The sequence below is a fragment of the Actinokineospora terrae genome, assembly GCF_900111175.1.
GTDB lineage: Bacteria > Actinomycetota > Actinomycetes > Mycobacteriales > Pseudonocardiaceae > Actinokineospora > Actinokineospora terrae.
In genome coordinates this window covers 111,262-136,691 of record NZ_FOGI01000012.1, presented here as the reverse complement: position 1 = coordinate 136,691, position 25,430 = coordinate 111,262, and the positions used below count along the sequence as shown (strand labels likewise).

The window sequence follows — 25,430 nt, the reverse complement described above, 5'->3', positions numbered from 1 at the left end:
TAAGTAGACATATCGGATATCGGGGCGGTTTCGCGGCCATAGGAGGTGGCGATAGCACTGCTCTTATGTCTGGATAACTGGTAAAAACCGTCCCACCAGGTGGTGGTGTCGGGGTTGCGGGAAGATCACGAACGGGTGCATATTCGGTTGGCGAAATCGAGTCCCGAGATTTCGCACAGACAGCTGCCATATGTCCTCACAACCCCTGCATTGGACGGCTCTTATGCGCAGAATCCTCGCCGCACTGGCAGGCGCCGGTCTGGTGCTGCTCTCGGTCATCGCGATGACCGGCACCTCGAACGCCGCCGAGCAGCAGCCCGCCATCATCGGTGGCCACGGCGCCACCGAGACCTACTCGTGGATGGTCTCCCTCAGCAACGGCTGCGGTGGCAGCCTCGTCGCCCCCCAGTGGATCGTCACCGCGAACCACTGCGGCAGCGCCTCCCAGGGCCGCGTCGGCTCGACCAACAAGAACTCCGGCGGTGAACTGCTGCGCATCGACCGGCGGATCACCAAGTCCGGCACCGATCTGACCCTGATGCACACCAGCACCGCCTCCACCAAGGCGCCGGTCAAGCTCGCCACCTCGAACCCGGCCGCCGGTTCCGCGGTCCGCCTGCTCGGCTGGGGCTGCCTGAGCTGGCCGTCCTGCTCGACCCCGAGCACCCTGCAGGAGATCGACCTGACCATCCTGGCCAGCAGCCGCTGCTACGCGGGCGGCGGCGCCTCCACCGACGTCTGCGTCTCCGGCGACCGCACCCACTCCGCCTGCCACGGCGACTCCGGCGGCCCCGCCGTCGTCGGCACCCGCGGCAACTGGACCCTCGTCGGCGAAACCCACGGCCCCGGCGACAACAACGGCGAATGCGCTACGACGACCCTCTACACCGGCATCGCCGCCAACCTGAGCTGGATCAGGCAGCAAACGGGAATCTGATCGAGACCCCGGGTCGCCGCCGCCAAGCACGCGACAGGTGGTGATCCGGTAGACCGGCGCACGCAGGCAGGACGGTGTCTGCGCGCGCCGGTCATTTCCGTTGTGTGGGGTGGGTTGTCCACAGGGGGGCTGCTCGGTCTGCCTGTTCTGTCGGTGGTCGCCGGTAAGCTGTATATCGGGGGCTGCTGTGGCGGGTTTGATCTTGAGCTGGGGTTGTCCGGCTCTCGTGCTCGCCTGCGGCGTCGACGGTGGACGCCTCGCCTGCGGCATTGGCCTGGGCGCGAGTTTCGAGCCAGGCTCGATGCGGTGGACTTGTTTTGTGCGGGGCCCCGGCACCAGCCGTGGCAGGACCGCAAAGCAGGGGCCGAAAAGCATGGCCCTGTCCGCGAACGACGCTACGACTGGTGTTCCCCCACACAAAACAAGTCCACCCCATCGAGCCGGCTTGGCACCAGCGGATCCGAGGAGCGCTCGTCGGCCAACGTCGCAGAGGGGCGCGTTGAGGCCAACGCCTGTGTGGGGCGCATAGAGGACCAATGCCGATGTGGTGCCGTTGGGACCAATGCCTGCGATGGGCGCGTAGAGGCCGCCGTGGTTGGGGGTGTGGAGGCCAACGCCTGGGGCGCCTTGCGATGCGGTGGAGGCAGGTCCGAGGCGCGGTGGTAGTGCGGCTATGGGTGCCAAGTGCGTTGCTGGGGGAGGGTTACCGGCCTCGGGGTGGTGCGGGCGTCGGCGGTGGCGAGGATGGTGTGGGCGGCGGAGGCCAGGGTCATGTGGCGGTGCCAGCCCGCGAAGGAGCGGCCGGTGAAGTCTCGGGTGCCTGCTCGGTCGGCGTAGCGGGCGAAGTCGTGGTCGACTCGGGGCAGCAGGAGGCTGGTGCGGACCAGGTCGGCGGCGGGGACCGCTGGTTGGTTCGACAGCCAGAGTTGGGTGGGCCAGGTGTGGCCCGCGGAGCCGATGCCCAGCAGGACGAGGTCGTCCGAGTCGGGGGTGTGGACGCGGGAGGTGGCGGCCAGGAGCGGCCAGTGGCCTGCGACGGGCCTGCGGGCGGCGTGCAGGGCGGACATGACCTGCCTGGCAGACAGGGGGTCGGGGCCCAGTAGCGGGGCGGTGAACCGGTGGGTTCCGCTCACCCGCATCAGCAGCGGCGCACCCGCGCGGCGTAATCGGGTCAGCGCGGTGCCCACGTCGTGGCCGCGGCCGTCGATCACCAGGGGGCGGTCCCGGAAGCGGGCCACGCCCAGGTACGCCTCCACCCCGCACTCCAGTTCCGACTCGGCGCGCACCCCGTCCGGGATGGCCGCCCGGCTGCGCCGCCCCGCGTCGCCGACCCACGCGGGCGAGAGCCGCAGCCGCCAGTCGACCGGGGCGGTGAGGTCCTCGGCCGCCGACCACACGCCGAGGGCCTGCTGGGCGTTGAGGGTGTGCCCCAGGTCCGGGGCGAAGCGCTTGCCGACGCCGACCGAGTGCCTGCCCGCCTTGGGGATGAGCAGTGGTCGGACCACCCAGGCCCGCGGTGGCGCCACCCGCCACACGTGCTCGGCCAGTGCCCGGCGCACCGGGACCGCCTCCCAGGTCGAGTCGCAGATGAAGTGGTGCAGGTACTGCTCGGTCGCCTGGTCGCCGATGGCCAGCGCGATGTTGCGGATCGACTTGCGCCCGGTCGCGCGCAGCAGCCCGGTGAGGTACTCGACGCCCTTGCGCCGCTGGTCGTGGCGGGGCAGCGACGCGAACAGGGTCGCGCACAGCTGCTCCAGCACCGACTCCTCCGCCGCCCGCTCGGCGACCTGGCTCCCTGACGACATGGTTCCCCCTGGTGTCGTGGTGTGCGCTGGACCGGACCCTGTCCACCGTGGCCGGTAAACGTGAGCGTGCCTAGGTTTGTCGAACACCAACATCGGGTGTTGTGTGGTGCTCGGACGCCACCCCGCCCGCCCCGTCGCAGGCACCGGTTGTGCTCCGCGCACGCGCCCGTTCGGCCCAGCCCCTTGCTCTGCACCGCGGCGGGCGGCGAACTTGACGGATCCCCACCCGGTTCGTTGCCCGGGTGCGCCGCGCGCCAGCACGATCACAGACGTCGACCGAGTGGTGCCCGGCCGCGTGCCGAGCCGGGGCGCGGTCGGCGGTGCCGCCGGGGAGACGGCGGTCGTCCCCGCGATTGGAGTCAGCTGTGCGACACGACACCGTGCCCAGGACGGCCCTGCAGCAGCCGGACTGGCCCGATCCGGTCAGGCTGCGCGAGGTCAGGACCGAGCTCGCCGCCCGACCCGGCCTGGTCACCGCCGACGAGGTGCGGCAACTGCGCGCCCAGTTGGCCGTGGTCGCCGCCGGTGAGGCGGTGGTGGTGCAGGCGGGTGACTGCGCCGAGGACTTCGCCGAGTGCGAACCCGGTTACGTGGCCCGCAAAGCCGGTCTGCTCGACCTGCTCGCGGGCGCGCTCAAGATGACCACCCACCGGCCCGTGGTCCGAATAGGACGGATCGCGGGCCAGTTCGGCAAGCCCCGGTCCAGTCCGGTCGAGGTGGTCGGCGGCGTCGAACTCCCGGTCTACCGCGGGCACATGGTCAACAGCCCCGAGCCGGACCCGCGTGGCCGCAGGCCGGACCCGGACCGCCTGCTCGCCGGTTACGCCGCGGCCAGGATGGCGACGAGGGTGCTCGGCTGGGGCGGCGGCGTCACCCGCCACCTCGCCGACCCGCCGGTCTGGACCAGTCACGAGGCGCTCTTGCTCGACTACGAGGTCCCGATGCTGCGCCGCGACCGCCTCGGCGACACCTACCTCGCCTCGACGCACCTGCCGTGGATCGGCGAGCGGACCCGCCAGGTGGACGGCGCGCACGTCGCCCTGCTCGCCGACGTGGCCAACCCGGTCGGCTGCAAGGTCGGCCCGAGGATGAGCACCGACGAACTGGTCGCCCTCGCCGAGCGGCTCGACCCGCACCGCGAGCCGGGCAGGCTCACGCTGATCTCCCGGATGGGCGCCGACCTGGTCGCCGAGCGGCTGCCCGCGCTGGTCGCCGCCGTGCGCGCGGCCGGGCACCCGGTGATCTGGCTGTGCGACCCGATGCACGGCAACACCGCCCGCACCCCGGACGGCCTCAAGACCCGCTACGTCGAGACCGTCGTCGCCGAGATCCAGCGCTTCCAGACCGCCGTGCGCGTCGGGGGCGGTGTCGTCGGTGGTCTCCACCTGGAGACGACGCCGGACGATGTCACCGAGTGCGCCAGTGATCCGGCCAACGCCGAGCACGTCGGCGACAAGTACACCAGCTTCTGCGACCCCCGGCTCAACCCCGGGCAGGCCATCACCGCCGCCGCCGCGTGGACCGGCTGAGGCGACCACACCCACCCGCCAGGCAAGACGGAGGAACACCCATGACAGGCATCCCGCCGATCGAGCCCTACCCGCTGCCCACGGCGGCCGACCTGCCGGCCAACACCGCGGCGTGGACAGTGGATCCGACGCGGACGGTGCTGTTGGTGCACGACATGCAGCGCTACTTCGTCCGTCCTTTCGCGACCGCCACCCGCGATCGGATCGTCGGCAACATCGAGGCGCTGCGCTCGCACCTGGGCGGACGTGGCGCGCGGACCGCTTACACGGCCCAACCCGGCGGCATGACCGAGCAGGATCGCGGTCTGTTGCGGGACTTCTGGGGTCCGGGGATGCGGGTGGACCCCAGTGACCGCGAGGTCGTCGACGAGCTCGCGCCCGAAGTGGACGACTGGGTGTTCACCAAGTGGCGCTACAGCGCGTTCTTCCGCTCGGACCTGCTGGCCAGGATGCGCGCGGACGGACGTGACCAGATCGTCCTTTGTGGTGTGTACGCCCACGTCGGGGTGCTCGCCACCGCGATCGAGGCCTACACCAACGACATCCGCACGTTCCTCGTCGCCGACGCGCTCGGCGACTTCTCCGAGCGCTACCACCGGATGGCCGTGGACTACGCCGCCGAGCGGTGCGCCGTGGTGGCCACGACCGACGTGCTCCTCGACCAGGTCCGCGCCGCCGAGCGGGTGGCGCTGTGACCGGTGACCTGCTCGACCGCGTCCTGGCCACGCCGTCGATGCCGTTCGCGCTGCTGCACCGCACCGAGGCGGGCCGCGACCAGGTCGACGTCCTGGTCGGCGAGATCACCTCGCTGCGGCAGTTGGCCGACATCCCGCTGCCGTCCGGTCCCGGTGCTCGTCACGATGTGCTCGCCCTGGTGCCCTACCGCCAGATCCGCGAGCGCGGCTTCGCCCACCGCGACGACCAGGAGCCCTTGCTGGCGCTGACTGTCACCGAGCGGGCGACCTTCGCGCTCGACGATGTGCTGTCCCGGTTGCCGGTCGTGCCGCTCCGGTTGGAGCGCGGCCGGTTCGACACCGACGACGAGACCTACGCGGAGATCGTCCGGCGGGTCGTCGCCGACGAGATCGGCAGCGGGGAGGGCGCGAACTTCGTCATCCGCCGCTCGTACACCGCCGACATCGTGGGCTACTCGCCGTCCTCGGCGCTGTCGTTGTTCCGGCGGCTGCTGCGCGAGGAGACCGGTGCCTATTGGACGTTCGTCGTGCACACCGGTGATCGCGCTTTTGTTGGTGCCACGCCGGAACGGCACATCAGCGTTGCAGGCGGCCGGGCGGTGATGAACCCGATCAGCGGTACCTACCGGTACCCGCCCAGTGGTCCCGCGCTCGACGGGGTGATGGAGTTCCTGGCCGACCGCAAGGAATCCGACGAGCTCTACATGGTGCTCGACGAGGAACTCAAGATGATGGGCCGGATCTGCGCGGACGGCGGCCGGGTCGTCGGGCCGTACCTGCGGGAGATGGCCCGGCTCGCGCACACCGAGTACTTCATCGAGGGGCACACCGACCGCGATCCCCGGGAGATCCTGCGCGAGACGCTGTTCGCGCCTACGGTCACCGGGAGTCCACTGGAGAGCGCTTGCAAGGTGATCAGCCGGTATGAGCCGGCGCCGCGCGGGTACTACAGCGGGGTGATCGCGTTGATCGGGCGTGATGCGGCGGGTCAGTCCGTTCTGGACTCGTCGATCCTGATTCGCACTGCGGACATCAGCGCGCGGGGCACAGTGGACATTGGTGTCGGTGCGACGCTGGTCCGACACTCGGATCCGGTCGCCGAGGTGGCCGAGACCCGGGCGAAGGCGGCCGGTTTGTTGGCGGCGCTCGGGTCTACGGATCGACCTGAGTTCGCTGAGCACCCGGACGTGCGGGCGGCGTTGTCGGGGCGCAATGACGGGATCGCCGACTTCTGGCTCTCCGCTGATCGGGCTCCGGTGGACCCGGCGCTGGCGGGTCGACGTGTGTTGATCGTGGACGCCGAGGACACGTTCACCTCGATGCTCGCGCACCAGTTGCGGGCGTTGGGTTTGCAGGTGCAGGTGCGGCGGTTCGACGAGTCGTACGAGCTGTCGGGCCACGACTTCGTGCTGCTCGGGCCGGGGCCGGGGGATCCGCGCGACCGGGACCACCCCAAGATCGCGCACCTGGGGGCGGCGGTGGACTCGTTGCTGGCGCTGCGGTTGCCGTTCTTCGCGGTGTGCCTGAGCCACCAGCTGCTCAGCGCCCGCCTCGGCCTGGACCTGGTGCGGCGGGACGTGCCGAACCAGGGCACGCAACTGCCGATCGACCTGTTCGGCACCCGGCGGCGAGTCGGCTTCTACAACACGTTCGCGGCGGCCAGCCCGGTCGACGTGCTCGACCACGCCACCGGCCTGATCGAGATCAGCCGCGACCCGGTGACCGGGCAGGTGCACGCCCTGCGCGGCGCGCACTTCGCGTCCATCCAGTTCCACGCCGAATCGGTGCTCACCCAGGACGGCCCCGCGATCCTGGGCGAACTCCTGACCGGACTGACCACGTCCGCCCCGATGCCCCGGGTGAGCGCGGACACCTACCGGTCGACGACCGCGACACTGGAACGCGACCCCCGGTGACCCGGGTGGGCGGCCCCCGATCCCCCGCGGGGGCCGCCCACCCCTGCTGGAGCCCGCTCGGAGCCGCCCTGTTCCCCCTGAGGAGTCCGATGTCCCCGAACGACCCCGTGGACAACCCGCTGCGTGGCCCTGGAACCGAGAACCGCAGGTCAGAGCCGAGAAATGCGGCGCTGCACTGGGCGGCGGCGCTGAGCACCCCCCGAGATACAGCCTACCGGGGGCAGCAGGCGGCGCGCGCTCGGCGAGTGGGGCTTCTGGGGACAGGTCTGGCCTTGTGGACAGGATCCGACAGGTTGCGGAAACTGCGGCGGGTGCGGGCTGTGGTGTTCGGGTTGGTGGGGGTGTTGGCGGCGGGGTGTCTGTCGGTTCGGGCGGCTAGTGGGCCGGAGGCGGAGGGTGGGCAGGGGGTGGCTGTCGGGAGTGGACGGACGGTGCGGGTGGCGGTGTTCAACAACTACCCGCCCGCGGAGTTCACGGCCGCGGGGCGGTTGACCGGGTGGATGATCGAGTTGTTGGAGCCGATCGCGCGGGAGAGCGGGTTGCGGTTCGACGTGGTGCCGGTCAACAACTTCAGCACGATCATCCCCGGGCTGCGGAGCGGGCGGTTCGACATCGCCGCGGCGAACCTGACCGTGTCGGCTGAGCGGGTCGGGATCATCGACATGGTCACCGTGGACGCGGTCGGCACCGGGTTCTCGTCGGCGGCGGCCAGTGGCGTGGCGATCCGGTCGGGCGCGGACCTGTGCGGTCGGGCGGTCGCGGCGCTCGCCGGGTCGGTGTACGAGCCGCAGCTCAAGGCGGTCAACGAGGAGTGCGCGGCCACCGGGGCACCACCGGCGCGCAGCAGCCTCTACCCCGACAGCAGCGCCGCCGTGCTCGCTGCGGGGACCGGGCGGGCGGACGTGTTCATGGGGTCGTACTCGGAGGTCGTGCACTCGGCGCGGGAATCGGGGCGGTTGACCGTGCAGCCGTACCAGTTCGCGCGGTTGCCCGAGGCGATCGGGTTCCCGAAAGGCTCGCCGCACACCGAGAAAGTGCGCGCCGCGGTGAACAAGCTGATCGCGGACGGGCGGTACCGGGCCGTGCTCGACAAGTGGGGCATGGCCGACATCGCGATCCCCGAGTCCCGGCTCAACCCCGCCGTCGACCCGATGGGGGACCGATGACCACCGAGACCCGGCCACCCGCCGCGCCGCCGAGAGTCGACACCAGTAGACGAACCAGGGCGCCGCTGCACCTGGGCTGGTGGCTGGCCGCCGCCGTGATCGGGTTGACGTTGCTCAACATCGGCAGCGTGGTGGTGCGCAGCCCGAACCTGGACTGGTCCGTGGTCTGGGAGTACTTCCTGTCCACCGACGTGCTGGCCGGCCTCGCGCGCACGGTCGAGCTGACCGCCATCGCCATGGCGTGCGGCATCGTCGGCGGGGTGATCCTCGCGGTCATGCGGCTCTCGCCGGTGCCGGTGGTGTCGTGGGCGGCCAAGTCGTACGTGTGGTTCTTCCGCGGCACGCCCCTGCTCGTGCACATCCTGTTCTGGTACAACCTGGCCGCGCTCGTGCCCGCCATCGCGGTGGAGATCCCGTTCGGCCCGACCTTGTTCGAGGTCGACACCAACGACCTGATCACCCCGCTGCTCGCCGCCGTGATCGCGTTGGGGCTCAACGAGGCCGCGTACATGGCAGAGGTCGTGCGCGGCGGGCTGCTGTCGGTTGACCCCGGGCAGACGGAGGCCGCGAAGGCGCTCGGCATGACGCACCGGCAGACGCTGCGCCGGGTGGTGGTGCCGCAGGCGCTGCGGGTGGTCATCCCGCCCACCGGCAACCAGGTGATCAGCATGCTCAAGGCCTCCGCGCTGGTCAGCGTCACCTCGACGCCGGAGCTGCTGTACTCGGTGCAGGTCATCTACAACAACAACTTCAAGACGATCCCGCTGCTGGTGGTCGCCAGCGCCTGGTACCTGATCGTCACCAGCGTGCTCTACGTCGTGCAACACCACTTGGAACGCCGATTCTCGCGGGGGACCGGACGTGGGTGAGACCGTGCTGCGGCTGCGCGACGTGCACAAGAGCTACGGCAGGCACGAGGTCCTGCGCGGCATCGACCTCGACGTGGCCGAGGGTGAGGTGGTGTGCCTGCTGGGGCCGTCCGGGTCCGGCAAGAGCACGCTGCTGCGCACCATCAACCACCTCGAACCCCTCGACCGCGGCGCCGTGTTCCTCCGCGACGAGCTCATCGGCTACCGCGAGTCCGGCGGCCGCCTGGTCGAACTCGGCGACCGCGAACTGGCCAGGCAGCGCGCCCGGTTCGGCATGGTGTTCCAGGGCTTCAACCTGTTCCCGCACATGACGGTGCTGGAGAACGTGGTCGAGGCCCCGCTCCGGGTGAGGCGCGAGTCCCCGGCCGTCGCGCGCACCCGCGCCGTCGACCTGCTCACCTCCGTCGGCCTGGCCGACCGCGCCGACGCCTACCCCCGCCACCTCTCCGGCGGCCAACAACAACGCGTCGCCATCGCCCGCGCCCTGGCCATGTCCCCGGCCGTCCTGCTGTTCGACGAACCGACCTCCGCCCTCGACCCCGAACTCGTCGGCGAGGTCCTCGACGTCATGCGCCACCTCGCCGCGGGCGGCATGACCATGGTCGTCGTCACCCACGAGATCACCTTCGCCCGCGACGTCGCCGACCGCGCCGTCTTCCTCGACCACGGCACCATCATCGAACAAGGCCCCGCCGCCGACGTCTTGGAGCGGCCGCGGGAGCGGCGGACCAGGGAGTTCCTCACCCATGTCCGGTGAAGCCCCGTCAGGACGCGGTGTCGGGGGTGGTTTGGTCGGCGAGCAGGTCTCGGACGCGCAGGAGGCGGAGGGCGAGTTGGATTTCCAGGGCGCGGGCGGGCTTCTGCCAGTCCGGGCCGAGGAGGTCCTTCACGCGGTCGAGGCGGCGGGTGACGGTGTTGGTGTGGACGTGCAGGCGTTCGGCGGCGTAGGTGGGGCTGGCGCCCGCCTCGAAGTAGGCCTGGAGGGTGGGGACGAGGTCGGTGAAGCGGTCGCGGTCGTACTCCAGGACCGGGCCGACGACCTGGTCGATGAAACCGCCGACGTCCTGGTTGCTCGAGACCAGGGAACCGACGAAACCCAGCTCCCGCACCGAGGCCGCGCCGCCGGTCACGCCCAACGCCACCACCGCGTCCAGGCAGCGCACCGCCTCCTGGTAGCCCGGGTACACCGACTCGGGCCCGGTGAGCGGACCGGCCGCGCCGACCGACACCGGGGCGCCCAGCGCCTGCGCCATCGCCGAGGACACGTCCCTGGCCAGGGCGCCCGCCTCGCTGCCGGGCAGCAGCATGATCAGGTGGCTGTCGCGGAAGCTGCGCAGCCCGCCCATCCGCCGGGTGTAGCCCGCCGCCCACGCGTTGGCCCGGCAGTGCTGCGCCGGGTCCGGTTTGGCCACCACCATCAGGTACGGCCCGGCCAGGTCCAGCCCGATCCGCCTGGCCCGCTCGGCCAGCTGCCGGGGCAGCCGGTGCTCCTCGCGCAGCGCGTCGTCGAGCAGCCGGTCGCGCACCTCCCCGTCGAGCCCGGCGCCCACCTTGTCCTGCCGGATGAACAGCACCGCCATCCGCGCGAACAACCGCAGCCGCGACCGCCGCGCCGCCCCCAGCTCGTCCGGCACCCGCAGCACCAGCGCGCCCACGTAGTCCCGCCCCCGGCACAGCGGCGCCACCCAGCTGCCGTCGGCCGTGCGCACCGGTTCCCCGCTGACCATGTCCAGCGCGCACGCCAGCGCCCCCGAGTCGTCCTCCCGCTCGCCACCGGCCGAGACCAGCAGGTCGCCGCCGGAGTTGTAGACGCTCACCCGCCCGCCCAGCGCGTCCGCGGCGAACCCGGTCATCGCGGCCAGGTCCTCGTCGGCCAGCAGCATGTCCACCAGCCGCACCTGCAGGTCGCAGTACTCGCTGACCCCCTCGGCGGTCGTGTTGACCTGCCGCAGGCTCGCCTGCAGCTCCGCGGTCCGCGCCTGCGCGGCCAGCCGCTGCCGGGTGGTCTCCAGGTAGGCGCCCGCGAGCATGCCGAGCGACCCGATCAGCGACCGCTCGTCGGCGGTGAAGTGGTGCACCTTGCGGCTGGCGACGTAGAGCACCCCGCTCGGCGGCTGCCGGGTCGAGCCGTGCTCCAGCGGGACCGCGATCATCGCGTGCAGCCCCTCGACCCTGGCGACCTCGCCGAACGCCGCGGTCAGCCGGATCCGCTCGTCGGTCAGCAGGTCGTGCGTGGCGAACGGGGCGGTGGCGGGCTGACCGGCGGAGGTGACGCCGCCCTCGGCGGGCAGCCGCAGCCCGACGCCGAGCCCGGAGGTGTGCCCGTCCGCGGCCCGCACCTCGACGTGGTCGTCGTCGAGCAGGGCGATGTAGGCCATGTCCATGCTCAGCAGGTGCCGCGCGCGCCGGGCGACCGCGTGCAGCAGCCCGTCGACCGACTCGTAGGGCACCGACAGCTCCCTGGCCGCGTCGACCAGCGCCGACAGCCCCGCCTCCCGGCCCCGGCCGCGCTGGATCTCGGCGTGCACCCGCATCGCGCGCCACACCGCGGCCTTCATGTCGACCGCCGCGGTGCCGGTCACCGAATGCCCCCGGTCGTCGAGCAACTGCTCGAACACATCCGCGGGCGCGCCGCTGGCCAGCAATTCCAATAACTCGTCGATGCCACCGCTGTAGGCCAGCTGCGGGGACACAAAAGGGCCCATCATGAGGTCACCGCCCGCGTTCGAGTTCGTGGCGGTCACCCGTTTGAACTATTAACCCGTACGGATGGCCGCGTCGCTTGTCACCGGTGTTGTTCGCCGCATCCTCAGCCTATCGAAAATGTCCGTTGTGCGTTCGTCCGCCCGGTGTGGGAGACCGCACCCGGTGGGCGGGGGGCGCGAGAGCCGCCCACCCACCGGACATTTCGTTCCGCTGTGCGAATCACGGGGTTTTCTTGCGCAGGCCCTGTGCGGCGAGCGTGAGCACCGCGAAGCCCAGGATCACCCAGACGCCGGGGTAGAGGTCGCCCAGTTGGACGGCGGGCACGATCACCGCGGTCACCACCGCGAGGCCGAACGCGCCACCGACCTGCAGCGAGCTGTTGAGCAGACCGGCCGCCAAGCCCTGCTCCTCGTCGGAGACGCCGTTGGTGCCCGACACCATCAGCGCCGCCAGGCTCAGCGCGAAGCCGAAGCCCCAGATGACCGACACCGGCACCAGCACCGTCCACAGCGCGGGCTCCGGGCCGATGCGCAGCAGCAGCAGGTAGCACGGGATGAACGACACCAGGCCCACCACCAGGACCTTGTTCACCCCGAAGCGCTCCATCAGGTCGCCGAGCTTCGGGCCGATCACCACCACCATCAGACCGGCGGGCAGCAGCACGAACGACATGTGCCACGGCTCCCAGCCGTTGAGGTTCTGCAGGTACAGCGCCAGCACGAACTGGAAGGCCATCGCGCCGCCGTAGAGCAGGAAGGAGCTGACGTTGGCGGCGACGATGTTGCGGTCGCGGAAGATGCCCAGCCGGATCAGCGGGTCGGCGACCTTGCGCTCGATGAGCACGAAGGAGACCAGCAGCACCGCCGACAGCGCGAAACCGCCGATCGAGCGCCACGAGCCGAGGCCGACCTCCGGCGCCGAGACCACCGTGAACACCAGCAGCAGCATGCCGAGCAGCAGCGTCAGCGCGCCGCCGATGTCCAGCCGGGCCCGCTCGGTGCGCGGCGGGTCCTTGGGCAGGTACTTCAGCGCGCCCAGCATCAGCAGCACCGCGACCACCGCGGGCAGCACGAACGTGCTGCGCCAGTTCACCGCCGCGAGCAGGCCGCCGATGAGCAGGCCCGAGGAGTAGCCGGAGGCCTCGAAGACGTTGAAGATGCCGAACGCCTTGTTGCGCTCCGGCCCCTCGCGGAAGGTCGTGGCCAGCAGCGACATCGCCGCGGGCGCGGTGAAGCCCGCCGCGACGCCCTTGACGAACCGGGTCACGATGATCAGCAGCGCGTCGTCGGCGAACGCGCCGAGCAGCGAGATGACCGCGAACACGGCCATGCCGATCACGAACACCCGCTTGCGGCCGAACAGGTCGGCGCAGCGGCCGCCCAGCAGCAGGAACGCGCCGAAGGCCAGGATGTAGGCACCGGGCACCCACTGCGCGGTCGCGGCGCTCACGCCGAACGCGGCCTGGATTTCCGGAATGGCCACCGCGATCATCGAGTTCTCGAGGCCGTCGAGCATGATGGCGCCGCTGAATATGAACAGCAGGATCCACTGGCGCGCCTTCCAGCGCACCGGTCCGCCCTCTGCCGCGGCGCCCTCGGCCGCCTCGCCATCCCGTTTCTGTTCGTCGGGAGTCAAGCTGGTCGACATCTGATACCACCCTTCGAAGACCCCGGTCGGGACACGGCGAGGACCGCCCCCGAATCAGTTGTTGGTCCGGGACCGAGTTGAGTTCACTGGGGTGCCGGAATTGGACTCCGACGTTTGTCGGCATACCGCGAGCCGTGGCCCGGTCCACCGGCCGACCGGCGCGCGGGGTCGACCCGGCCCGCTCCCGTCCCCGCCGTCGCCGGTCGGGGTGGAGCGGGCAGTCGCCTCGGCGCGGCCCGCCTGCTGTCCTGGCCTTGCCCTAGCCGGGTAACCTGGAGCTGCGCGCTTTACCGGCGTCCGAGATAGTTGCACACGCGCTATGTTGCACGCAGCTGATGATGCCGTACGCAAGCAGTTGGTCGCAAGGAGGGATGGTCTTCGTGGAGATCGCCGACGAGCTCGCCGAGACCAGGGCCCAGGGCTGGCGGACCCTGGCGGCCCTGCACGCCCGCATCGAGGACGCGCTGGAACGGGCGCTGCAGCGCGCCCACGACCTGTCGGTCAGCGAGTACAGCCTGCTCGACGTGCTGTCCAGGCAGGACGAGTTCTCCGGCTGCTACCTGCGGATGACCCAGCTCTCCCGCGCGGTGGTGCTCAGCCAGTCGGCCACCACGCGGCTGGTCACCCGCCTGGAGCGGCGCGGGATGCTGCAGCGCTACCTGTGCCCCGACGACCGGCGGGGCATCTACACCGAGGTCACCCCCGAGGGCCGCGCGGTGCTCGAGCAGGCCCGCTCCACCCACGACGACTCGCTGGCCGAGGCGCTGCGGGCGGCCGCGGAGCTGCCGGAGTTGGCGCCGCTGGTCGACGCGCTCGCCGCGTTGCCCACCCTGCCCGCCAGGGTCCTGTAGGTCACTCCCGGTAACCCCGGACCCGAGGCGGGTCCGGGGCTCTCGCGCGCCCCGGGGCGGCGGGCGCGGCCACAACCTGCCGATGTGACAGATCCGGCGCCGGTTGCTGGGAGGCCGCCACCGGGCTGGGTAGCGTCGGTTGGCGTAACGGTGAGCGACACGCGCCGACGCCGAGGTCCGGCAGGGCGGTCGCCGTGCGATGCCGATCTGATCCCGACCGAGCACCGGGTCCCCTGGCGCCTCCACGCGCCCCGGGCCGCCCGGTGAGGCGAATGTGGAGACCCAGAATGCGCCTGACGCAGACCGTGGCAGCGGTGATGGACCGGTACGCCGACCGGCCCGCGGTGGGGGAGCGAGCCAGGGAGCTCACCCGCGACCCGGGCACCGGGCGGACCTCGCTGCGCCTGCTGGACCGGTACGAGACCACCACCTTCGCCCAGCTGTGGGCCAGGGTGCGCGCGGTCGCGACCGAGCTGAGGGTCCAGGACGCGCACGCGATGGCACCGGGGGAGCGGGTGGCCTTCCTCGGGTTCGCCGGCCGCGACTACACGACCCTGGACCTCGCTTGCGTCCTGCGCGGCGCGGTCACCGTCCCGTTGCAGACCAGCGCGCCGTTCGGCCAGTTGGCGGCGATCGTCGCCGAGACCGAGCCGACCGTGGTGGCGGCCAGCCTCGACCGGATCGACGTCGCCGTCGACCTGGTGCTCGGCGGCGCCTCGGTGCGACGGCTCGTGGTGTTCGACTACCTGCCCGAGGTCGACGACCAGCGCGAACGGGTCGAGGCCGCGGGCGCGCGCCTGGCCGACGCGGGCAGGGGAGTGGCCATCGAGCCCTTCGCCGACCTCGTCGCCCGCGGGTCGGACCTGCCGGAGGCACCGCACTTCGCCGCCGAGGACGGTGACGACCCGCTGACCATGCTCGTCTACACCTCCGGCAGCACCGGCACCCCCAAGGGCGCCATGTACACCGAGAAGCTGGTCGGCGCCATGTTCGGCGGCGGCGGGTGGGCCGCGCTGTTCTCCGAGATCCAGGCGGTCACCTTCCACTACATGCCGATGAGCCACGTCGCCGGGCACTCCTCGGTCAAGAACACGTTGGCGCGCGGCGGGATCAGCTACTTCATGGCTAGCGGCGACCTGTCGACCTTCCTCGACGACATCGCGCTGGCCAGGCCGACCGAGCTGTCGCTGGTGCCCCGGGTGTGCGAGATGCTCTACCAGTACCACCGCAGCGAGGTCGACCGGCGCGTCGTCGGCGGCGGTGATCGCGAGCAGGTCGAGGCGCTGGTCACCAAGGACATGCGCGACCGCGTGCTCGGCGGCCGGATCGCCTGGGCCAGTTGCGGTTCGGCGCCGCTGTCGGAGGAGCTGCGCGTCTTCATCGAGGGCCTGCTCGGCCTGGAGCTGCACATCCTCTACGGCGCGACGGAGATCGCGGGTGTCTCGGTCGACGGGAGGATGCTGCGCCCGCCGGTGCTCGACTACAAGATCGTCGACGTCCCGGAGCTGGGCTACTACCGCACCGACACCCCGCACCCGCGCGGCGAGCTGCTGATCAAGACCGACTCGGTGATCCCGGGCTACTACAAGCAACCCGAGGTCTCCGCCACCCTGTTCGACGAGGACGGCTACTACAAGACCGGGGACATCGTCGCCGAGGTCGAGCCCGACCGGCTCGCGATCCTGGACCGGCGCAACAGCGTGCTCAAGCTCTCCCAGGGCGAGTTCGTGGCGTTGCCCAGCCTGGAGGCCACCTTCGGCACCAGCCCGCTGGTGCGCCAGATCTTCGTCTACGGCAACAGCGCCCGCTCCTACCTGCTCGCCGTCGTCGTCCCCACCCCCGAGACGCTGGAGCGCTACGGCGCCGCCTCGATCGCGGTCAAGGAGCGGCTGAGCGAGTCCTTCCAGGCCGTGGCCAAGGAAGCGGGCCTCAACTCCTACGAGATCCCGCGCGAGTTCCTCGTCGAGACCGAGCCGTTCAGCCAGGCCAACGGCCTGCTCTCCGACCACCGCAAACTTCTGCGCCCGCAGCTGTTGGAGCACTACCGCGAGCGGCTCGAAGACCTCTACCGGAGCATCTCCGACCGCGAGTCCGAGGAGCTGCTCGACATCCGCCGCACCGGTGCCGAGCGGCCGGTGCTGGAGACCGTGCAGCGGGCCGCGCGCGCCCTGCTGTCCGGCTCCGAGGTCGACCCGGACTCGCACTTCCGCGACCTGGGCGGCGACTCGCTGTCCGCGGTGCCGTTCGCCACGCTGCTCAACGACATCTACGCCATCCAGGTCCCGATCGACGTCCTGGTCAGCCCGGCCACCGACCTGCGCCAACTGGCCGCCTACATCGAGGCGAAGCGCGAGTCCTCAGTGGACCGACCGACGTTCGCCGCGGTGCACGGCGACGCCACCGACGAGGTCCGCGCCAACGACCTGGCGCTCGACAAGTTCCTCGACGCCGACCTGATCACCGGGGCCCGCGCGCTGCCCAGGGCCGAGGCGGACCCGAGGGTCGTGCTGCTCACCGGTGCGAGCGGCTACCTCGGGCGCTTCCTCGCGCTGGAGTGGTTGCGGCGCCTGGCACCTGTCGGCGGCAAGCTCGTGTGCGTGGTGCGCGGCAAGGACTCCGCGGCGGCGCGAAAGCGTTTGCTGGCGGCGTTCGACACCGGCGACGACGAGTTGGTCGCCACCGTCGGCGCTCTGGAACCGCACCTGGAGGTCCTGGCAGGCGACATCGCCGAACCGCGGCTGGATCTGGACCAGCCGACCTGGGACCGGCTCGCCACCGAGGTCGACCACATCGTGCACGCTGGCGCCCACGTCAACCACGTGCTGCCCTACAACCACCTGTTCGAGGCCAACGTCGTCGGCACGGCCGAACTCGTGCGGCTGGGCATCACCACCAAGCTCAAGCAGTTCACCTACGTCTCCAGCGTCGCCGTCGCCACCTCCCGCGCCGGGGAACCCCTCGGCGAGGACCCGGACGTGCGCGACGCGCTGCCGACGCAACCGGTCCACGAGGGATATGCGGGCGGGTACTCGACCAGCAAGTGGGCCGGTGAGGTGTTGCTGCGCGACGCGCACGAGCTGTGCGGGCTGCCGGTCACCGTGTTCCGGTCGAACATGATCCTCGCCCACCGCCGCTACACCGGTCAGCTCAACGTGCCGGACGTGCTCACCCGGCTGCTGTTCAGCGTCCTGGCCACCGGCATCGCCCCGAAGTCGTTCTACGGCAACGATGGCGACGGCGGCTCGCACTACGACGGTCTCCCGGTCGACTTCACCGCCGCCTCGATCGTCGCACTAGGCCCGTCCGCCGATGCACGCGGCTACCGCACCTACAGCCTGGTCAACCCGCACGACGACGGCGTCTCCCTGGACACCGTCGTCGACTGGCTCACCGAGGCGGGACACCGGATCGAGCGGATCGCCGACCACGCCGACTGGGCCCGCCGCTTCGAGACCGCGCTGCGCGGCCTGCCCGAGGCCAGGCGGGCGCACTCGGCGCTGCCGCTCGTGCACCGCTTCGCCGACCCGGAGCCGGTCGTGCGCGGCTCGGCCATCCCGTCCGAGCGCTTCCGCGCCGCGGTGCTGGCCGGGGGCGTCGACCCCGGCGGCGACATCCCCCGGCTCACGCGCGACTACATCGCCAAGTACGCCGCCGATCTCCAGCGCCTGCTCTCCGCGTGAGCAGCGCGAGCCACCTGACCCGCCCAGGAGGAGAACGATGAACCAGCCGTCAGCGACCTTCGACGAGCGCTACCGCGTCGGGCGCAAGCTCGTCGACGAGCTCGGCCCGGAGGGCAACACCCAGCCGAGCACCTTCGAGCTGCTCGGCCTGGAGTGGGACGTGGTGCCCGGCTGCTACGCCCCGCACCCCGGCACCGGGACCGAGTACTACACGACCGCCATCCCGTACCCGCTCGGCGGCAGCTTCCTGGAGATCGGCTGCGGCGCGGGCGTCACCGCCGTCTGGGCCGCCCTGCACGGCTGCGCACACGTCACCGCCACCGACATCACCGACACCGCTGTCGCCAGCGCCGCGCTCAACGTCGAACGGCACGGGATCGCCGACCGCGCCCACGTGCGCAAGAGCGACGTGTTCGCCGACCTGGACCCGGATGCCAAGTACGACACGGTGTTCTGGAACTGCAGCGTGTTCGAGGCGCCGCGCGACTTCGAGTTCACCCAGGACTTCGAGTGGGCCATCTTCGACCCCGGCTACGCCGCGCTCGGCCGCTACCTCGCCGAGGTGCCCGACCGGCTGCTGCCCGGCGGCCGCGCGCTGGTCACCTTCAACACCCTGGGCGACTTCTCCCGGGTGGCCGGGTTGGCCGAGGACACGGGCGTTGCCCTGGCGCTGCTCGACAGCTCCAGCCGCGTGCTCGCCGGTGAGCAGGTCACCTACAAGGTCTTCGAGATCGTCCGCCGCTGACCGGCCGCGCGCCGCCCACGAGAGGGAGAGCAGTGTCCACACGGTTGTTCACGTCCGAGTCGGTCACCGAGGGCCACCCGGACAAGATCTGCGACGCGATCAGCGACTCGGTGCTCGACGCGCTGCTGGCCGAGGACCCGCGGTCGCGGGTGGCGGTGGAGACCCTGGTGACCACCGGCCAGGTGCACGTCGCCGGTGAGGTGACGACCGAGGCCTACGTCGACATCCCGAGCATCGTCCGGGAGGTGATCCTGCGCATCGGGTACGACTCGTCCGCCAAGGGGTTCGACGGGCACTCGTGTGGCGTGAACGTGGCCATCGGGTCGCAGTCCCCGGACATCGCGCAGGGCGTGGACACCGCGCACGAGACGCGGGTGGAGAACGCGCTCGACGAGATCGACCGCCAGGGCGCGGGTGACCAGGGCCTGATGTTCGGCTACGCGTGCACCGGCACGCCGGAGCTGATGCCGCTGCCGATCGCCTTGGCGCACCGGCTGTCCCGGCGGTTGACGCGGGTCCGCGCGGACGGCTCGGTGCCGTACCTGCGGCCGGACGGCAAGACCCAGGTCACCATCGAGTACGACGGCGACCGGGCGGTCCGATTGGACACGGTGGTCGTGTCGTCGCAGCACGCCGACGGAGTCGACCTGGAGCGGCTGCTCGGGGTCGACGTCCGGGACCGGGTCGTGCTGCCGGAACTGGCGGACCTCGACCTGGACACCGACTCGGTGCGGCTGCTGGTGAACCCGACCGGCCGGTTCGTCATCGGCGGTCCGATGGGTGACGCGGGGCTGACCGGCCGCAAGATCATTGTGGACACCTACGGCGGCATGGCCCGGCACGGCGGTGGGGCGTTCTCGGGCAAGGACCCGTCGAAGGTGGACCGCTCGGCTGCCTACGCCATGCGGTGGGTGGCGAAGAACGCGGTGGCGGCGGGGTTGGCGGACCGGATCGAGGTGCAGGTCGCCTACGCGATCGGCAAGGCCGCCCCAGTTGGTCTGTTCGTGGAGACCTTCGGCACGGAGAAGGTCGACCCGGCGCGGATCCAGGCCGCGGTGCGCGAGGTGTTCGACCTGCGCCCGGCGGCGATCATCCGCGACCTGGACCTGCTGCGCCCGATCTACGCGCAGACCGCCGCGTACGGCCACTTCGGCCGCCCGGAGCTGGACCTGCCCTGGGAGCGCACGGATCGCGCCGACGCCCTCAAGCAGGCCGCCACCGACTGAGAGCAGGGCGGGCCACCCGCGGGTGGCCCGCCCGCGGCCTCAGCTGGGGTGGTCGCTGAGGATGGCCTCGCCCTTGGTCAGCCAGGACACGCCGAACGCGACGATCGCGATCGACTCCAGCCACAGCGCGGGCCGCGTGCTCGCGGTGGCCGCGTCGAAGAGCCAGATGCTCGCCGCGAGCGAACCCAGGCACACCAGCATGACCACCCCGCAGGCCAGGTACACCCGGTTGCGGGCCCGCTTGGCCGGGGTGGGCGTCGGGTCGTCGGAGCGGCGGAACAGCACCAGGCTGAAGTACGCCAGCGACAGGAAGAACACCACCGAGCTGACCAGGTGCAGCAGGCTCACGAACCCGTCGCCGCCCATCGGGTGCGCCGGGGCGGTCGGGAAGATCGCGATACCCACCGCGGCCGCCGCGGCGACGTTCGACACGATGTTGTCGATCGGCTCGTAACCCCGGTAGGAGAACAGGAACACGCCGACCGCGCACATCGCGCCGACCATCAGGTCGCGCACCTCGCTGTAGTAGTAGCCGCTGATCGACACTCGCATCCCGTCGCCGAGGACGAGGTTGCCGACGATCAGCACGACGGGCAGCCCGAGCCCGATCACCCCGATCGCGCGGCGCAGGAACAGGTACGAGTGCACCAGGGACTGGTGCGGGGAACTCCGGTGGGTGGGTGTCGCGACCATGGCCGCCTCCGGGGGGAGTGTTTCGCGCTGGTTGACGAAAAGATAACTCCCCGGTCCGGTTTTCACCCCGACAGTGCCCGCAGAACCGCCCTTTCGGCCCTGCTCGGCGCCGTCCCGAGCAGCTCCGGGTGCCCCGGCAGCGGCGGGTGCGGTCGCGGCGGCGCGCACAGGAAGTCCGGGTGCGGGTACAGGACCGTGCCCAGCGTGGTGACCGCGCGGCCCAGTGTGGCGCGCCATTCCCGGATCAGCCTCGGCATCCCGGGATTCTGGCGCGCGCACCCGGCTCCGCGCGCCCCTTCTCGAATCGTGGACGGTTGACCCGGCCCCGGAACGGGTACCTCGCAGGCAGCCCCCTGATCCCCGAGGAACACCAAACACGAGCCCGCCGACGGCGGGTGGATGGGAGGTCGATCATGGGATCTCTGCGCAAGAGCGTCGGTGTCGCCGCGATCGCGGCGGCGATGAGCACCGCGGGTCTGGTGGCGATGGCCCCGCAGGCGGCGGCATCACCCGCCCCGTGCGGTCCCGCCGCGCGGGCGTGCGTCGCGTTGGGCGCCAACGCCGCGTGGCTGATGAACGGCGGGGCCGTGACCTACGGGTCGGTCCCCATCACCAGCGGCAAACCCGGCTACCGCACGCCGAAGGGCAGCTTCAAGGTCACCTACAAGGACATCGACCACTGGAGCCACTCCTTCGACGGCCCGATGCCGTTCTCGGTCTTCTTCACCACGACCGGGGTGGCATTCCACGAGGGCAGCCTGTCGCAGCTCTCGCACGGCTGCATCCACCTGTCGCCGGAGGCAGCCCGGGTGTTCTACGACAACCTCGCCCCGGGGGACGTGGTCGAGGTGGTCGCCTAGGTGTTCGCGTCGGCGGGCCCGGGAGATCCCGGGCCCGCCTTCGTCCGTTGTTGCGGTGCTGGTCGACGCGGGTTCACCCGGGTCTGCGACGGTGCGTCGATCGGTGTCGGCGCGGCACCAGTGGGGAAGAAGTCGCAGATGGGTCGTGTGGTGGCGCTCGCCGTGCTGCTGCTGGTCGGGTCGTCGGGCACCGCGTGGGCCGACTCGTCGCAGGTCGCTGTGCCGCAGACCGCCGTATCACAGAACGCCGTATCAGAGAGCGCTGTGTCGCAGGCAGGCCTGTCGCAGACGATCTCGGTGCAGGTGGTGGACGGTGACCTGCTGCTGTCGGTCGAGCGCGGCCCGGTGGCACTGCCCGAGCCCCACTTCGCCGGATCCTGGTACACCACCGCGGGGACGCTGCCCGGGTTGACGGTGGTCGACACCAGGGCGGCCGACCCGGGGTGGAGCCTGTCCGGCCAGTTCGACGACGAGTCCGGCGGGACGCCGCTGTCGTGGACGCCCGCGGTGGTCGACCAGTCCGCGGTGCAGGTGCTGACCCTGGGGAAGTCGACCATCGGCATGCGCGGCAGCGGCCTGCTGGCCGCCGCCGACCCGGCCGCCGGGCGGGGCACGGCCCGGCTGACCGCGGGCTACCGGCTGCTGCTCCCGGCCGCGGCCGGGTACGAGGCCACCTTGACCTTGACCGTCATCTAGTCCGTTCGTCCATCTGGTCCGTTCGTCGTTCACCCACGGGCGCACCACCGTTCACGCACGTGTGCGAGGTTGCCGCGTCGACGTGAACCTGGGGAGTGTTGCTGTGCGGAGAGCGTTCTCAGTCGTCTGCGTCGTCCTCGTGGGGCTGCTGGTGGGCGCGCCCACCGGGACCGCGCAGGCGGAGCGGCTGGTGGGGGTGGGCACGACGACGATGACCACCCTCGTCGAGCAGTGGCGGGTCGGGGTGCCGTCGCTCGCGTACTCCGGGATCGGCGCCGCGGCCGGGCTGGCCGAGTTCGACGCGGGTCGGGCCGACTTCGCCCTGTCGGAGTCCACCGCAGCCCAGGCGGGTGTGCCCACGACGCGACCGCTGCGCTACGTCCCGATCGCCGCGCAGGGCATCAGCGTCGTCTACAACGTGAGCGTCCGCGGTGTCCGGGTCCAGGGCATCCGGCTGTCCACCGCCACCACCGCGAAGATCTTCACCGGCGCGGTGACCAGGTGGGACGACCCGGCGATCGTGGCGGAGAACAGTGACATCACGCTGCCGCCGCTGCCCATCCGGCCGGTGGTCCGGGCCGAGGCCACCTCGACGACCGCGCGGTTCACCGACTGGCTGGACTCGACCCAACCCGCGCTGTGGCAGACCGCCTGCCCCGGCTGCGGGGCGACGAGCACCTACCCGAGCCTGCCGGGGATCACCGCCGTGCCGGGCGCGATCGGGGTCGGGAACTACGCGCGCCAGACCAACGGGTCCATCGGCTACCTCGAACGTTCCTACGGCCAGGCCCTGAACCTGCCGCAGGCGACCCTGCGGAGCGGCGCGGGCGTCTACGTGGCACCGACAACCGACACCGTCCAGGTCGGACTCGGCCAGGCGCGGCAGCTCGCCGACGGGTCCATCGACTACCGGCCGGTCCACACCGGACCGACCTTCGGCGCCTACCCGCTCGTCATGCACGTCTACCTGGTTGTTCCCGCCACTGTGGGCAGTGAGATCCAGCGGTTCGCCAGGTACGCGCTGTGCGAGGGGCAGGCTGGTGGCCTCGCCCTGGGAATGACGCCGCTGCCGCAGGCCCGGGTGTCGGCGAGTGCCGCCGCGCTCGGCATCTCCTGCGGTCCGGCCCGGCCGACGCAGACACTGGGGACGGAGGTCGAGGCGGGGGAGTTGCTGATGTCGGTCGAGGCGGGCGGCGTCGCGCTCCCGTCCCCGGTGATGTCCCCGGACGGTTCGATCCTCACCACCTCGGGTCGGTTGCGCACCATCACGATCACCGACACCCGGGCAGGCGACCCCGGGTGGTCGCTGTCCGGGCAGCTCACCGACTTCACCAGCCCGTCGGGCACCATCGCCCGGTCCAACGCCGCGTGGACGCCGATGGTCCTCGAACAGGCCCCGGGGCAGGTGATCACGCCCGGCGCGGTCACCGACCTGTCGACCGCGCGCGTCCTGGCTGTCGCGGCCAGGGGAGCGGGCACCGCGAAGCTGACCGCGCGGCTCGACCTGTGGGTGCCCACCAGCACCTATGCGGGCGACTACACCGCTGTGCTCACCCTCACCGCGATCTGACCCGGCCGTCGACCAGTTCGACGACCTGGTCCACGCCCGCCAGGTGGGTGCGGTCGTGGGTGACGAGCACGGTCGCGGTGCCGTGCTCGCGGGTCTTGGCGGTGATGAGGTCGATGATGGCGGCGCCCCTGGCGTGGTCCAGCGCGCTGGTCGGCTCGTCGACCAGGAGGACCTGGGGGCGGTTGACCAGGGCGCGGGCGATGTTCACGCGTTGGCGTTGGCCGCCGGAGAGCTGGTGCGGGCGGCGGTGGGCCAGGTCCTCGAGGCCCACCTCGGCGAGCAGGGCCGCGTCGCCGCGCCGACCGTCCAAGTGGGACATGACGCGGAGTTGCTCGGCGGCGGTGAGCGCGGGCAGCAGGTTCGGTTGCTGGAACACGATCCCGATCGAGCGCCTGCGCAGGGCCGTGAGCGCCGATCGGCCACGGCCGTCGACGCGGTCGCCGCCGATGACGACCCGCCCCGAGTCCGGCCGGACCAGGGTGGCGGCGACGGCGAGCAGGCTCGACTTGCCCGAACCGGACGGGCCGACCACGGCGGTCACGGTGCCCGCGGGGACGTGCAGGTCCACCGCGTCCAGGGCGGTGAGCCGCCGGTCGCCGTCGGGGTAGGTGAGGGTGATGGCGTCCAGGGTGAGGCTCATCGGGCACTTCCCAGCGCGGTCAGGGGGTCCACCGAGGTGACCCGGCGGATGGCGAGCGCGGCGCCCGCGAGCCCGAGGCCGACGAGCACGGCGGCGGGACCGGCGAGCGTGGCGGGGTCGAGCACGAACGGCACCGCGTCCCCGAGCAGCGCGCCGACCGCCGCGGCGATGCCCGTGCCGATCGCGGTTCCCAGGACGAGGAGTACCGCCGCCTGGCCGAGTGCGTCGCGCAGCAGGTACGCAGTGGACGCGCCGAGTGCCTTGAGCACCGCGGTGTCCGGTGAGCGCTGGATGGTCCAGACCGTGAAGAACGCGCCCACCACCAGCGCCGAGATCGCGAACAGGAACCCGCGCATCAACACGAGCGACCCGTTCTCCGCCGCGAACGACCCGATCCGGCCTACGGCGTCGTCGATGCCCTCGGTCGCCGTCCCGATCCGCTGGTCCGCCGCCGCGATGTCGCAGTCCGATGTGGACAGGACGAGGACCGAGAACCCGCTGCCCGGCTCCACCGGCACCCACACGACCGGCGCGTGGCTGAAGTACTGGGTGTCGTTCGCCACCCGCGCCACGGACGTCCTGTCACCCAAGGTGATCCGCTCCCCGTCCCGAACCCCCAACTCCTGCGCGACCGCCGCCGCCACCACCGCACTCCCCGGCTCGACGTCCCGCAACCCCGACCCGACCGGCACGGCGAACACCGCGACCGCCGCACTCCGCCCACTCGCCACCGCTCGCCCCATCTCCACCCGCAACGGCTCCACCCACCGCACCCCGGCCGTCCCGGCCCACGCCCGCGCGCTCGCCTCGTCCACCCCGGTCCCCCCGAACCCCGCGTCCGGCCCGGCGAACACCACGTGGTCCCCGGGCAACCCCAGGACCGCCGACGTGTTCCGCCCGGCCAACCCCGCCGTCAACCCCGACAACAACCCCACCAACACGGTTATCAACCCCACCACCCCCACCAACAACCCGAACCGCCCCCGCGCGAACCACAACTCCCGCCACGCCACGAACACCGGCCATCTCCTCCACCTCGGTCGCGTTCGCCACCACGGGCCCGGTGTGGTGACGTCGTCAGCCTGCCGCCGGGGGCGTGCCGCGGCATCGGTCCGGTGATCGCCTCCCGGTGGCCGTCCGGTGCCGTCCCGGCTCAACCTTTTGATTGATGCCGCCGCACGGCCGCGCGGCTACGCTGG

Annotated in this window: 21 protein-coding genes; 14 read left to right on the top strand and 7 right to left on the bottom strand. The window is 71.5% G+C overall.

The annotated features are described in order from the left end of the window. Nucleotides 1-223: 223 nt before the first annotated feature. Nucleotides 224-937 carry a S1 family peptidase gene (locus tag BMY07_RS26095; RefSeq protein ID WP_092784164.1) on the top strand — a complete coding sequence of 238 codons (714 nt, stop codon included), beginning with the start codon at nt 224-226 and terminating at the stop codon, nt 935-937. Nucleotides 938-1,608: 671 nt separating this feature from the next. On the opposite strand, the gene BMY07_RS26090 is transcribed toward BMY07_RS26095, so the two are convergent. Then, complete coding sequence (locus BMY07_RS26090; RefSeq protein WP_245782668.1) at nt 1,609-2,742, bottom strand: IS701 family transposase; 1,134 nt, start codon at nt 2,740-2,742, stop codon at nt 1,609-1,611. A gap of 365 nt (nt 2,743-3,107) precedes the next feature. Between BMY07_RS26090 and BMY07_RS26085 the strand changes: the two genes are divergently transcribed. The 6 genes from BMY07_RS26085 (at nt 3,108) to BMY07_RS26060 (ending at nt 9,674) form a co-directional block, all read left to right on the top strand. Continuing rightward, complete coding sequence (locus tag BMY07_RS26085; RefSeq protein ID WP_177215775.1) at nt 3,108-4,271, top strand: 3-deoxy-7-phosphoheptulonate synthase; 1,164 nt, start codon at nt 3,108-3,110, stop codon at nt 4,269-4,271. A gap of 41 nt (nt 4,272-4,312) precedes the next feature. Then, entirely contained in the window at nt 4,313-4,966 is a 654-nt protein-coding gene (locus BMY07_RS26080; RefSeq protein WP_092784158.1) for an isochorismatase family protein, read from the top strand. Next, a complete protein-coding gene (locus BMY07_RS26075; RefSeq protein ID WP_281245093.1) occupies nt 4,963-6,882 on the top strand; it encodes an anthranilate synthase family protein in 1,920 nt (639 codons plus the stop codon). The genes BMY07_RS26080 and BMY07_RS26075 overlap by 4 nt, the downstream gene beginning before the upstream one ends. Nucleotides 6,883-7,289: 407 nt before the next feature. Continuing rightward, on the top strand, nt 7,290-8,048 hold the full coding sequence (locus tag BMY07_RS26070) for a transporter substrate-binding domain-containing protein (RefSeq protein WP_177215774.1): 759 nt from the start codon (nt 7,290-7,292) through the stop codon (nt 8,046-8,048). After that, complete coding sequence (locus BMY07_RS26065; RefSeq protein WP_092784152.1) at nt 8,045-8,917, top strand: amino acid ABC transporter permease; 873 nt, start codon at nt 8,045-8,047, stop codon at nt 8,915-8,917. Before BMY07_RS26070 ends, BMY07_RS26065 begins: the two co-directional genes overlap by 4 nt. Next, nucleotides 8,910-9,674 (top strand): amino acid ABC transporter ATP-binding protein, encoded by a 765-nt coding sequence (locus BMY07_RS26060; protein WP_092784149.1) that lies wholly within the window; start codon nt 8,910-8,912, stop codon nt 9,672-9,674. Before BMY07_RS26065 ends, BMY07_RS26060 begins: the two co-directional genes overlap by 8 nt. A 7-nt stretch (nt 9,675-9,681) precedes the next feature. Here BMY07_RS26060 and BMY07_RS26055 read toward each other — a convergent pair whose 3' ends face one another. Together BMY07_RS26055 and BMY07_RS26050 are read right to left on the bottom strand one after the other, a co-directional pair. Continuing rightward, nucleotides 9,682-11,661, bottom strand: a complete 1,980-nt coding sequence (locus BMY07_RS26055) for a helix-turn-helix domain-containing protein (RefSeq protein WP_092784146.1) — start codon at nt 11,659-11,661, stop codon at nt 9,682-9,684. A 181-nt stretch (nt 11,662-11,842) separates the two neighbouring features. Further along, nucleotides 11,843-13,270: an MFS transporter gene (locus BMY07_RS26050; RefSeq protein ID WP_092784143.1), complete on the bottom strand. Its 1,428-nt coding sequence runs from the start codon at nt 13,268-13,270 to the stop codon at nt 11,843-11,845. 371 nt (nt 13,271-13,641) lie between these two features. Between BMY07_RS26050 and BMY07_RS26045 the strand changes: the two genes are divergently transcribed. The 4 genes from BMY07_RS26045 to metK all read left to right on the top strand — a co-directional run bounded on the left by BMY07_RS26045 (nt 13,642) and on the right by metK (nt 19,772). Next, nucleotides 13,642-14,121, top strand: a complete 480-nt coding sequence (locus tag BMY07_RS26045; protein ID WP_425426354.1) for a MarR family winged helix-turn-helix transcriptional regulator — start codon at nt 13,642-13,644, stop codon at nt 14,119-14,121. 272 nt (nt 14,122-14,393) lie between these two features. Then, nucleotides 14,394-17,801: a carboxylic acid reductase gene (gene car, locus BMY07_RS26040; protein ID WP_281245092.1), complete on the top strand. Its 3,408-nt coding sequence runs from the start codon at nt 14,394-14,396 to the stop codon at nt 17,799-17,801. A 37-nt stretch (nt 17,802-17,838) separates the two neighbouring features. Beyond that, nucleotides 17,839-18,546: a methyltransferase gene (locus tag BMY07_RS26035; RefSeq protein ID WP_092784140.1), complete on the top strand. Its 708-nt coding sequence runs from the start codon at nt 17,839-17,841 to the stop codon at nt 18,544-18,546. Between the two features lie 44 nt (nt 18,547-18,590). Further along, complete coding sequence (metK, locus tag BMY07_RS26030) at nt 18,591-19,772, top strand: methionine adenosyltransferase (RefSeq protein ID WP_143073658.1); 1,182 nt, start codon at nt 18,591-18,593, stop codon at nt 19,770-19,772. A gap of 39 nt (nt 19,773-19,811) precedes the next feature. On the opposite strand, the gene BMY07_RS26025 is transcribed toward metK, so the two are convergent. Together BMY07_RS26025 and BMY07_RS26020 are read right to left on the bottom strand one after the other, a co-directional pair. Then, nucleotides 19,812-20,465, bottom strand: a complete 654-nt coding sequence (locus tag BMY07_RS26025) for a DUF998 domain-containing protein (protein ID WP_092784134.1) — start codon at nt 20,463-20,465, stop codon at nt 19,812-19,814. Nucleotides 20,466-20,527: 62 nt separating this feature from the next. Beyond that, a complete protein-coding gene (locus BMY07_RS26020) occupies nt 20,528-20,722 on the bottom strand; it encodes a hypothetical protein (protein WP_092784131.1) in 195 nt (64 codons plus the stop codon). 156 nt (nt 20,723-20,878) lie between these two features. Between BMY07_RS26020 and BMY07_RS26015 the strand changes: the two genes are divergently transcribed. From BMY07_RS26015 to BMY07_RS26005, 3 genes are all read left to right on the top strand, one after another. Then, nucleotides 20,879-21,325, top strand: coding sequence for a L,D-transpeptidase (locus BMY07_RS26015; RefSeq protein ID WP_092784128.1), 447 nt, complete (start codon nt 20,879-20,881; stop codon nt 21,323-21,325). Between the two features lie 138 nt (nt 21,326-21,463). Further along, nucleotides 21,464-22,021, top strand: coding sequence for a hypothetical protein (locus BMY07_RS26010; RefSeq protein ID WP_092784125.1), 558 nt, complete (start codon nt 21,464-21,466; stop codon nt 22,019-22,021). A gap of 103 nt (nt 22,022-22,124) precedes the next feature. Further along, nucleotides 22,125-23,591, top strand: a complete 1,467-nt coding sequence (locus BMY07_RS26005) for a substrate-binding domain-containing protein (RefSeq protein ID WP_177215773.1) — start codon at nt 22,125-22,127, stop codon at nt 23,589-23,591. On the opposite strand, the gene BMY07_RS26000 is transcribed toward BMY07_RS26005, so the two are convergent. Together BMY07_RS26000 and BMY07_RS25995 are read right to left on the bottom strand one after the other, a co-directional pair. Then, complete coding sequence (locus BMY07_RS26000; RefSeq protein ID WP_092784119.1) at nt 23,578-24,231, bottom strand: ABC transporter ATP-binding protein; 654 nt, start codon at nt 24,229-24,231, stop codon at nt 23,578-23,580. The genes BMY07_RS26005 and BMY07_RS26000 overlap by 14 nt on opposite strands. Then, nucleotides 24,228-25,250, bottom strand: a complete 1,023-nt coding sequence (locus tag BMY07_RS25995) for an FtsX-like permease family protein (RefSeq protein WP_092784116.1) — start codon at nt 25,248-25,250, stop codon at nt 24,228-24,230. The genes BMY07_RS26000 and BMY07_RS25995 overlap by 4 nt, the downstream gene beginning before the upstream one ends. Nucleotides 25,251-25,430: the final 180 nt, after the last annotated feature.